Origin of the sequence: Mesorhizobium sp. M1E.F.Ca.ET.063.01.1.1 (assembly GCF_003998155.1) — a bacterium.
In the GTDB taxonomy this organism is placed as follows: Bacteria; Pseudomonadota; Alphaproteobacteria; order Rhizobiales; family Rhizobiaceae; genus Mesorhizobium.
Map to the genome: position 1 here is coordinate 1 of NZ_RZSC01000187.1, position 9,312 is coordinate 9,312.

10 protein-coding genes are annotated in these 9,312 nt (G+C 63.1%); 5 read left to right on the forward strand and 5 right to left on the reverse strand.

Translation table 11 applies throughout. The features are described 5' to 3' along the window. Window positions 1-626, reverse strand: a 626-nt coding sequence (locus EOA29_RS15430) for a GntR family transcriptional regulator (RefSeq protein ID WP_145969683.1), incomplete at its 3' end; no start/stop codon positions are given. Between the two features lie 185 nt (window positions 627-811). On the opposite strand from EOA29_RS15430, the gene EOA29_RS15435 reads away from it, so the two are divergent. Further along, window positions 812-1,792 carry a GlxA family transcriptional regulator gene (locus tag EOA29_RS15435; protein WP_126094666.1) on the forward strand — a complete coding sequence of 327 codons (981 nt, stop codon included), beginning with the start codon at window positions 812-814 and terminating at the stop codon, window positions 1,790-1,792. A 95-nt stretch (window positions 1,793-1,887) separates the two neighbouring features. Here EOA29_RS15435 and EOA29_RS15440 read toward each other — a convergent pair whose 3' ends face one another. The 4 genes from EOA29_RS15440 to EOA29_RS15455 are packed head-to-tail and all read right to left on the reverse strand — an operon-like array spanning window position 1,888 to window position 5,894. Further along, window positions 1,888-3,042, reverse strand: a complete 1,155-nt coding sequence (locus EOA29_RS15440) for an ABC transporter ATP-binding protein (protein ID WP_126094665.1) — start codon at window positions 3,040-3,042, stop codon at window positions 1,888-1,890. Beyond that, window positions 3,035-4,177, reverse strand: a complete 1,143-nt coding sequence (locus EOA29_RS15445; RefSeq protein WP_126094664.1) for an extracellular solute-binding protein — start codon at window positions 4,175-4,177, stop codon at window positions 3,035-3,037. Before EOA29_RS15445 ends, EOA29_RS15440 begins: the two co-directional genes overlap by 8 nt. Further along, window positions 4,174-5,016 (reverse strand): ABC transporter permease, encoded by an 843-nt coding sequence (locus tag EOA29_RS15450; RefSeq protein WP_126095970.1) that lies wholly within the window; start codon window positions 5,014-5,016, stop codon window positions 4,174-4,176. Before EOA29_RS15450 ends, EOA29_RS15445 begins: the two co-directional genes overlap by 4 nt. Further along, window positions 5,016-5,894: an ABC transporter permease gene (locus tag EOA29_RS15455; protein WP_126094663.1), complete on the reverse strand. Its 879-nt coding sequence runs from the start codon at window positions 5,892-5,894 to the stop codon at window positions 5,016-5,018. The genes EOA29_RS15450 and EOA29_RS15455 overlap by 1 nt, the downstream gene beginning before the upstream one ends. Before the next feature lie 304 nt (window positions 5,895-6,198). Here EOA29_RS15455 and EOA29_RS15460 point away from each other — a divergent pair, with 304 nt between their 5' ends. From EOA29_RS15460 to EOA29_RS15475, 4 genes are all read left to right on the forward strand, one after another. Then, window positions 6,199-6,411 carry a hypothetical protein gene (locus EOA29_RS15460; RefSeq protein ID WP_126094662.1) on the forward strand — a complete coding sequence of 71 codons (213 nt, stop codon included), beginning with the start codon at window positions 6,199-6,201 and terminating at the stop codon, window positions 6,409-6,411. Window positions 6,412-6,756: 345 nt separating this feature from the next. Next, the gene (locus EOA29_RS15465; protein ID WP_126094661.1) at window positions 6,757-7,764 is read left to right on the forward strand and encodes an efflux RND transporter periplasmic adaptor subunit; all 1,008 of its coding nucleotides are present in this window, start codon (window positions 6,757-6,759) and stop codon (window positions 7,762-7,764) included. A gap of 6 nt (window positions 7,765-7,770) precedes the next feature. After that, window positions 7,771-9,012, forward strand: coding sequence for an ABC transporter permease (locus EOA29_RS15470; RefSeq protein ID WP_126094660.1), 1,242 nt, complete (start codon window positions 7,771-7,773; stop codon window positions 9,010-9,012). Continuing rightward, window positions 9,009-9,312: ATP-binding cassette domain-containing protein (locus tag EOA29_RS15475; protein WP_127221107.1), on the forward strand; the 304-nt coding region annotated here is incomplete at its 3' end. The genes EOA29_RS15470 and EOA29_RS15475, both read left to right, overlap by 4 nt.

Consider the following 9,312-nt stretch of genomic DNA (forward strand, 5'->3'; position numbering starts at 1 on the left):
TTCTCGCGCGACAGTTCCCAATGCTCGAACACGAGGTCGACAACGGCGTCCTCATCATGACCGCCGATGGCCGAGATGAACGCATCATGGTGTTCGACTGCTATTTTTAGGCGCCTGCGCATGTCATCATTGCGCGGGCGGAAGAAGGTGCGGCCGATACGGGCGTGATCGATCAGCAACCTGCCGAGGCTCGGTTGTAGATAGACATTCGCGGACATCTCGCCGATGATCTCGTGAAACCTGTTGTTCTCGATCACCATGGCAAGCGCGTCGCCAGATTTGCTCGCGGCGCGGAAACGCTCCTGCGTGTCCTTCAAGTCTGTCATCTGTGAAGGCTTGAAATTTTGCACCGCCAGCCGGCCGATGGCGGCGTAGACCATCGGGGCGACCAGGAAGAATTGCCGAAGCGTCGAGTGGTTCATCGGAACGACCCTAGCCCCCCGGTTCGCGCGGATTTCGATGTAGCCTTCACCCTCCAGCCGGCGGAAGATTTCCCTGACCGGGGTCCGCGACAGTCCATAGCGTTCGCTCAGCGCCACCTCGTCCAGATCCTCGTCGGGATCGAGCTCCATCGTCAGGATGCGACGCTTCAGATCGTCATAGAGACTGCCCTTGCTTCCCTTCATGGCGCACCTTCGGAATCATATCTGCCAGTCGATCATATTTGGCACGGCTGGAAGAGTCGCATGCGCTCGTGGGCGAGTCCTGGTACACAATATATAGCCAGATGGTCGGTGACCCGTGTGGGGCAGGAAAAGACGATCCCATCCGAATGAGCGTCGGATAACGCGAGGGACGATCCCGGAAGAGAATGGCCAAAAGATTTGCGTTTCTGCTGGTTCGCGACTTCACCCTGTCGCCGCTTTCGCTCTTCATCGACACGCTGCGGCTGGCGGGCGATGAGGGCGACCGCAGCCGCAGGGTGGAATTCGACTGGCAGATCGTCGGCGAACGCGGCCTGCCGATCCGGGCGAGCTGCGGCGTCGAATTGCTGCCGACGAAGGCGATCGGCAATCCGGAGGATTTCGACAACGTCGTCGTGGTCGGCGGCCTGCTCGACACCAACCGCAGTCTCAGTTCGGAAAAGGAAGCATTCCTTTTGCGGGCCGCCGAGAGGGGCGTGCCCATAACCGCGCTTTGCACGGGAAGCTTCGTACTGGCGCGCTACGGCTTGCTGGACGGCTACAGCGCCGCCGTCAGCTGGTTCCACATCAAGGATTTTCGGGCCGAGTTCCCCGACGTGAACGCGCATGCGGACAGTTTGTTTTCCGTCGACCGCGGCCGCGCGACATGTGCCGGCGGCACGGGCGCTGCCGACCTCGCCGGCTATTTCGTGTCGCAGTTCATCGGCCAGAAGGCAGCGGAAAAAGCCGCCAAGATCCTGGTGCTCGATCGCATCCGCAACATCAGCGACGTGCAGCCCGTAGGCGACCTGTTTCCCGAAGCCGCGAGCCGTGCGGTGAAGCGGGCCTTGCTCCTGATGGAAAGCAATCTCCAGGACAAGGTATCGGTTACCGAGATCGCAAGCCGCCTGAATTGCTCGCGGCGCCAGCTCGAGCGTCTTTTCGCGACCGAACTGGGCACCAGCCCGATGGCTGCCTATCTTGCGCTGCGCGTGCATTACGCGAAGTCGCTGCTGGAAGGGAGCGATCTGCAGATAGGCGACATCGCCTACCGATGCGGCTTCGAAAATGCCGGGCATTTCAGCCGGGTGTTCCGCCAGCACACCGGCATCACGCCAACCCATCTCAGGCATCCTGGCCGCTTGGCTGCTCAAGCGACGAAACAATGACTCCCGCGATGAAGGAACGGCGCAGGCGCGGGGCGCGGCGTCCGAGGGTGCGTTGAGATTCAGGTCAGCCGGCATCACCTGAATATCAACACACCCTACGAAATCCGCTGCCCGCTCTCGTCGAGCAGAACGCATCCGGCCGGATCGAACCCGACCTCGATCGGCTCGCCCTCGCGAACGATGCGGCCGTTGATCGGCGCGTTGGCGCGGATGCTGGTCTCGCCGCCGATGTCGATCTCGTAGATGGCGCTGCCGCCGAGATACGAGGTCGAGACGACGCGGCCGGACAGCCGGTTGGTGCTCGCCGTGGCGCCGACCGACAGTTTCTGCGGCCGGACCACGATGGTGACCTTGCTGCCTGGCGCCAGCGGCCGTGGAGACGTCACATCGATCGTCTGGCCGGCGGCGAGCGTGATCGCGATCGCTCCGTCGGACTTGCTCACCGTTCCGGCGAGCATGTTGGCCTTGCCGAGGAAATCGGCGACGAAGGCGGTGGCCGGCATCTCGTAGACCTCCTCCGGCGTGCCGATCTGCTCCACCGAACCGGCGTTCATCACCACGATGCGATCCGACATGGAGAGCGCCTCTTCCTGATCGTGCGTGACGAAGATGGCGGTGATGCCGGTTTCCTTCTGGATCTTCTTGATCTCGACGCGCATTTCCTCGCGCATGTTGGCGTCGAGCGCCGACAGCGGCTCGTCGAGCAAAAGCACCTGCGGCTGGAAGACGATGGCCCGCGCCAGCGCGATGCGCTGCTGCTGCCCGCCCGACAATTGCGAGGGCAGTTTCTTCTCGCTGCCCGGCAGCCGCACCATGTCGAGCGCCCGGCCCACTTTGCGCGCGATCTCCGGCTTCGGCACGTTGCGGTATTTCAGGCCGAAGGCGACATTGTCGAAGACGGTCTTGTGCGGGAACAGCGCGTAGCTCTGGAAGACCAGCCCGATGTTGCGCTTGTAGATCGGCACGTCGTCGACCCGCCGCCCGCCGATCATGATCTGGCCGCTTGAGATGTCGACCAGCCCGGCGATGGAGCGCAGGATCGTCGTCTTGCCGCAGCCCGAAGGTCCGAGCAGCGTGACGAAGCTGCCCTTGCGGATCGACAGCGAAAAATCGCGCACCGCGACGAACTTGCCGTAGGCGATGTCGATGCTGCGGAACTCGACCGCCGGCTTCTCCGTGCTGGAGGCCGTGACGGGGGAGGGCGCCCCGGCCGAGACCGGCCGGGGGCTGAGCGACGTTTCGTCAGGCACCTTTCGCGATCCTGTCCCACTGCTTGGTCCAGGCGTCCTCGTTGGTCGCCCAGTACACCGGATCGGCGAAGGTCAGCGCCTTCATCGAGCCCGTCTTGTCGAAGGCCGGCAGCTTCTCGATCTTCTCGGTGAGCTTGACCTTGGTCGGGTCGAGCGACGGCGGATAGCTCTGGCCCTCTGCCACCGCGATGGAGGTTGCCGGATCGAGCATGAAGTTGATCAGCTCTTCGCACTCGGCCATCGGCGAGCCTTTCAGGATCAGCATGTCCTCCATCCAGGCATAGGAGCCCGCCGGGTCGAGATAGCCGATCGGATGGCCCTGATCCTGCAGGGCGGCGACGCGGCCGGACCAGGCATCGGTGACCACGATCTCGCCCTTGGAGAGCAGGTCCATCAGCTCCGCGCCGGAGCTCCAGAACTTCTTGGCGAGGTCGCGCGTCTCGCGCACCTTGGCCCAGATCGTATCCATGTCCTTGATGTTGTTGGGATCCTGTCCGGTGGCCAGAGCCGCGTACCAGACGCGCGTGGTCATGTCGGCATAGCCGCCGACCTTGCCGGCGTATTTCTTGTCGAGCAGCAGGCCCGCGCCCTTCTCCTTCGCCTCCTCCGGCGAAATCACCTTGGTGTTGTAGGCGATGCCGGTGGTGCCGTAGTCGTAAGGAACGGCCGAGAGCTTCGGCGTCAGCTTGCGGAACGGCTCGATCATCGGCTGCAGCACATTCGCCATGTTGGGAATGTTGGCCTCGTTGATCTCCGAGTTCATGCCGGCATTCACGTACTTGATGTAGTAGTTGACGCCGGACGAATGCACGATCTGGAAGTCGCCGGGCTTCGCCGTCTTGATCTTGGTGATGATCTCGTTCTCGTCGCCGAACGTGCCCTGGACCACCTTGATCTTGGTCTTGGCCGTGTAGGGCTGGAAGGCGTATTTGTCGATCGCGTCCTGCACCGTTCCGCCCCAGCCGTCGAAGCGGACCTGTTCGACCGCGGCGAGCGCCCGGCTCATCCACGGCATGGAGAGGCCCGCGGACGCGGCGGCGGCGGCGGTCAGGCTCAGGAACGTGCGGCGGCTGAGATCGCCGTTGACATAGCGGTCGTGCAGCCGTTCCAGCCGCTTGGTGGTGGTCAGTTTCATCGTGCGTCCTCCTTTGGTTCGCCGCGTCTTTTCAATCGGGTCAGGCTTTGCAGGATCAGGCCGCCGATCAGCGGTATGCCGACGGTCACCAGGATCATCACGGTGCCGAGCGCGTTGATCTCCGGACTGATCGAGATTTTCAGCATCGAAAGGATTTGCGTCGGCATGGTCTCGACCCCGGCCGGCCGCCAGAACAGGCTGGCCGACGTATTGTCGAACGAGATGGTGAAGGCGAGCAGCGCGCCAGCGACCACGGCTGGGATGAGCAGCGGCAGCGTGATCTCGCGGAAGGACGAGAAGCGCGAGGCGCCCAGCGAAAGCGCCGCCTCCTCATAGACACGCCGGATACCGACCATGCGCGCCTGGGTGATCAGCACAACGTAGGGCACGGCGAGCAGGATATGGCCGAGCACCAGCAGAAGCAGGGTCCTCGGCTGGTCGACCGCCTTGATCAGCACCAGCAGGCCGACGCCCAAAATGGTTTCCGGCACCAGCGCCGGCAGGATCACCAGCGTGCTCAGCATCTGCTTGCCGGGGAACTCGAAGCGCACCAGCGCGAAAGACGTGACGACGCCGATCGCTGTGGTGGCGACCGCGGTGACCAGGGCGATCCACAGTGACGTGCGGAAGGCGGCCAGCACCGCCTCATTCGCCATCAGCTTGCCGTACCATTGGAGCGAAAAACCGGTCATCGGGAAGCCGCCGAACATCGAGGCGTTGAACGACAGGATGATGGTCGCCGCAATCGGCGCGAACATGAAGATATAGACGCATAAAGTGACGAAGCCGGTGAGCCGCCAGGCCCATCTGCCTTCCTTGTTCGGCCGGCCCGCTTTCATCACCCACCCAATCCTTTGACGATCTGCGACATGCCCATGTAGCGGGTGTAGATGGCGGCGAAGAAGCCGAGCACGACGAACAGCACGATGGAAAGCGTGGCGCCCATCGGCCAGTTCAGCTCGCCCATGATGGTGTCGTAGATCAGATTGCCGAACAGCGCGTCGCGCCCCGAGCCCAGAAGCTGCGGCGTCACATAACTGCCGGCGGCCAGCACGAAGCAGAGTAGCAGGCCCGCCGCCAGGCCGGGCAGCGAGAGCGGCAGCGTGACCTCGCGGAACGCCTGCGCGCTGGTGCAGCCCATCGAACGCGCCGCCGCGATCAGAGTGCGGTCGATGCTCTCCAGGCTGACATAGACGTTGAGGATCATGTAGGGCAGCAGGAAATGCAGCAGCCCCATGATCACCGCGCCCTCGGTGTAGAGCATCGGCAGCGGCTCGCTGATAATGCCCATCTTCATGAGCGCCACGTTGATGACGCCCTGTTCGCCCAGGATGTTGATCCAGGAGAAGGTGCGGATGGTGAAGCTGATCCAGAACGGCACGATGAGCAGAAGCAGGAGCAGCCACTTGTGCTTGAAGCTCGTGGCCCAGATGAAATAGGCCGGGAAATAGCCGAGCACACCGCAGAGCAGCGCCGTCATGGCGCCGACCCTCAGCGTCTTCAACAGGAAGCCGTGATAGTAGCTGTCGGTCAGGAATTCGTGCCAGTTGGCGCTCGACAAGGCGCTCGTTTCGACGCCGGCGGTGACGAAGGTGAAGAAGGTGTAGGCCGCCATCACGGCGATCGGCAGCACCAGGAAGAAGATCAGCAGCAACAGCACCGGCGCGATCAGCATCCAGGCCAGCCGTGGATCATACAAGGTCCATCGATTTTTCATGCGCACCCGAAGGTCCGCGCTTTCTTCGAAGCGCTTCTTGTTCCCTGGGGGCAAGATTGGGTGATTGGCGCCGCGATGTCTACAGGCGGTGATTGAGCCAGAGGCGGACGCGTATTCGCGTCGCGCGGTGCCGCTTGCGCTTGCCTGGTCGGCCATAGGCAAACTGCGGACAGCCCGTCGAACCGGTGCGAAAACAGACAGGAAGAGCAACCAGATGCAGGTTTTGGCGTTGAGTGACAGGTGCTGAAGTCACAAGGCCGAAAGCCGTGGGCAGCGCCGCGAATGCTCTTCAGGAGCAGAACTCATGCCTCCACTGGTGCTCTTTGTGGTCAAGAATCTCGCTATGGGGGCGATCATCGGGTTGACGGTAGCATGCTGGCTCGTGACTTTCGGCACGGTCGGCAGCCATTTGTCGTCAGACAGCGGCGACTATCTGGCTGTGGGGATGATCGCCTATTCGATGGCATCTTGCTTCGGAATGGGATTTCTGGCCACAGCCCTGATGTTTCTGGAATAAGCCATTCGCCTGGTACCGAAGGCCCGAGAGGTATCTGTTTGCCCCGGGACGAGTGCCCGACGACGGGCCTGCCGCTCTCGGCGCAAAGCGAGCGGCGCGAACGACCGCCGGCAGCCCGCCATCTCGCGCCCTACCTTCCGAAAATGCCCGCGCGAACGAATCCGGCGTCGGCCGCGTGAGGTATTCGACTTTTCACATTCGGCGTGCCCCTACTTGATCGACGTGTCGATCAAGTAGTTTCTTTGCCCTTGGCGTCGGTCGCAATCGTCATGCAATGCTTGGTGGGCTTGGCCGTTTTCATCATTTCGGCGCTCATCTTGGCGGCCGGTATCAAGGGAGCGCTCCATGCGGGTAAGAGGCTCGGTTGCGGGAATTGTCGTCGTTGCGGCCCTGGTTGGCGGCACGGCCTGGTATCTGTTGCGGGCGACGCCTGTTTCAATCGTGACGCCCTGGCGCGGCGACGCCGCCGAGATCGTCTATGCGAGCGGCTCGGTCGAGCCGAATAGCTGGGCCAAGGTGGCTCCGGTTGTGCGCGAAAGGATCGTTGAGCAATGCAATTGTGAGGGAGCAAGAGTAGCGCAAGGCGACGTGCTCGCCCGGCTCGACGACAGCGAGGTTCGAGCAGCGCTGGGAGAACTCGAAGCAAGACGGGCCCTTGCAGAGCAGGAGTTCCAGCGCCAAAGCGTGCTTGCTGAGAAGAACGCGGCGAGCCAGCAGGCACTCGATCGTGCGCGGAGCGAGTTGTCCCAGATCGAGGCGCTCGTGGCCGGGCAGAAGGCCCGCCTGGAAACCTATGTCATCCGAGCACCAAGCCCTGGCGTCGTGCTGAGGCAGGACGGCGAGGTGGGAGAGATTGCCGAACTCGGCACGGTGCTGTTCTGGGTCGGCGAGCCGAAGCCGCTTCTGGTGGTCGCCGAAGTCAACGAGGAGGACATCCCGCGGGTCGAGATCGGCCAGCGCACACTGCTCAGGGCCGATGCCTTTCCCGGACAGAATCTGGAGGCCGTTGTCGATCGCATCACACCGAAGGGAGATCCGGTGACGAAGACCTATCGCGTCTATTTCCAACTGCCGGACGATACGCCGCTCAGGATCGGCATGTCGGCCGACGTCAATATCGTCATCCGCGTCTCGAAGAATGCCCTGCTGGTTCCGTCGGTGGCGATCGAAGGCAATAATGTCTTCGTGGTCGAGGGCGAGACGACCCGGCGGCGTGAAGTCCGCACCGGCATTCGCGGCACCAACGGCGTCGAGGTTCTGTCGGGCATCGATGCGCGGGCGCAAGTCATCTCGCCCTACCCGACCGAACTCGCTGACGGCGCGCGCGTGACGGTCGCGGCAGAGCGGAAGTGAGGTCCGATGCGGCTTATTCTCGACATCGCCATCACACACATCGCCGGCCGAGGCCGGCAGACGCTCGTTGCCGTGCTCGGCGTCGCCGTCGGAGTCGGATTCTCAATCGCCATGGCAGCGCTGATGCAGGGCGGACAGGATGATTTCGTACGGCAACTCGTCGACACAATGCCGCATGTCGACATCACCGATGACCAGCGCACGGCCCGCCGCCAGCCGGCCGAAGACGTTTTCAACGCGGTCGCCATTTCGGGGCTTAGGCCGCGCGACGACCGCCGCGGTATCATCAATCCGACGGCCGCGACCGCGTGGCTGGCGAGTTGGATTCCTGGGCGGTTCGCGGTGAGCCTCAAGACGCAGGGCGTGATCCGCTATTCCAGCCGCGAGGTGGGCGCGACCATCATCGGCATCGACCCCGAACGCGAACCCGGCGTGTCGCCGATCGTGGAGGATTTCGTTCAGGGCAGCTTCAACGCACTCGCGTCCGGCGGCAACAACGTGCTCATCGGCGATACGATGGCGAGCCGGCTCGGCGCGGGGTTTGGCGACACGATAACGGTGGTCTCCTCTGAGGGGCTGACGCGCAACTTCAAGATCGTCGGCCTCTTCCACACCGGCACCACCGCCCGCGACGAGGGCGAGGCCTATGTGCTGTTGAAGAACGCGCAAATTCTTTCGGAGCGACCGAACGCCATCAACGAGATTCGCATCAAGCTGAACGATCCGAACCGCGCTCCGGCGGTTGCGCGCCGCACCGAAGCCGAGCTCGGCTACAAGGCGGTGGCCTGGCAGGAGGCGAACGAGTCCATTCTCCAGGCGCTCGTCATCCGCAATATCATCATGTACACCGTCGTCGGAGCGATCATGCTCGTTGCCGGCTTCGGCATCTACAACATCATTTCCACCATCACGCATGAGAAGGCGCGCGACATCGCGATCATGAAATCGCTCGGTTTCCCGGAGGCCGACATGCGCGGGCTGTTCCTGCTCGAAGGCGTGGCAATCGGTGGCGCCGGCTCCGCGCTCGGTTGGCTTCTCGGCTTCTCCATGGTCTATGGCCTCTCCCTGGTGCGGTTCGAGATCGCCGCGACGGGGCAGGAGATGACGCATCTGCCGATCGCCTGGAGCGTGCTGCACTATGTCATCGCGTCCGGCTTCGCGATCGGCTCCGCCGCGGTGGCCGGGTATCTTCCAGCGCGCCGCGCGGCGCGGCAGAACCCGGTCGATATCATCAGAGGCGCGACATGAGCGTGCTGATCAAGACCGAGAATCTGACGCGCGTGCTGCCGGAAACCATTCCCGTCACGCTGGTCAAGGACGTCACGCTTTCGATCGAGGAGAGGGAGTTCGTTGCCATCACCGGCCCATCGGGCTCGGGCAAATCGTCACTGCTCTATCTGCTCGGATTGCTCGACCGTCCGACTGGCGGAAAGCTCAGCATCGGCGGTCGCGATGCCGATCCGATGGACGAGCGGGAGCGCGCGGCGACAAGGCTGTCGACGCTCGGCTTCGTGTTCCAGTTCCACTTTCTTCTGCCGGAATTCACCG

Coding starts and splice junctions, on each gene's coding strand:
- EOA29_RS15435 (WP_126094666.1), top strand. CDS start 812: ATGGCCAAAAGATTTGCGTTTCTGCTGGTTCGCGACTTCACCCTGTCG.
- EOA29_RS15445 (WP_126094664.1), bottom strand. CDS start 4,177: ATGAAACTGACCACCACCAAGCGGCTGGAACGGCTGCACGACCGCTAT.
- EOA29_RS15450 (WP_126095970.1), bottom strand. CDS start 5,016: ATGAAAGCGGGCCGGCCGAACAAGGAAGGCAGATGGGCCTGGCGGCTC.
- EOA29_RS15455 (WP_126094663.1), bottom strand. CDS start 5,894: ATGAAAAATCGATGGACCTTGTATGATCCACGGCTGGCCTGGATGCTG.
- EOA29_RS15460 (WP_126094662.1), top strand. CDS start 6,199: ATGCCTCCACTGGTGCTCTTTGTGGTCAAGAATCTCGCTATGGGGGCG.
- EOA29_RS15465 (WP_126094661.1), top strand. CDS start 6,757: ATGCGGGTAAGAGGCTCGGTTGCGGGAATTGTCGTCGTTGCGGCCCTG.
- EOA29_RS15470 (WP_126094660.1), top strand. CDS start 7,771: ATGCGGCTTATTCTCGACATCGCCATCACACACATCGCCGGCCGAGGC.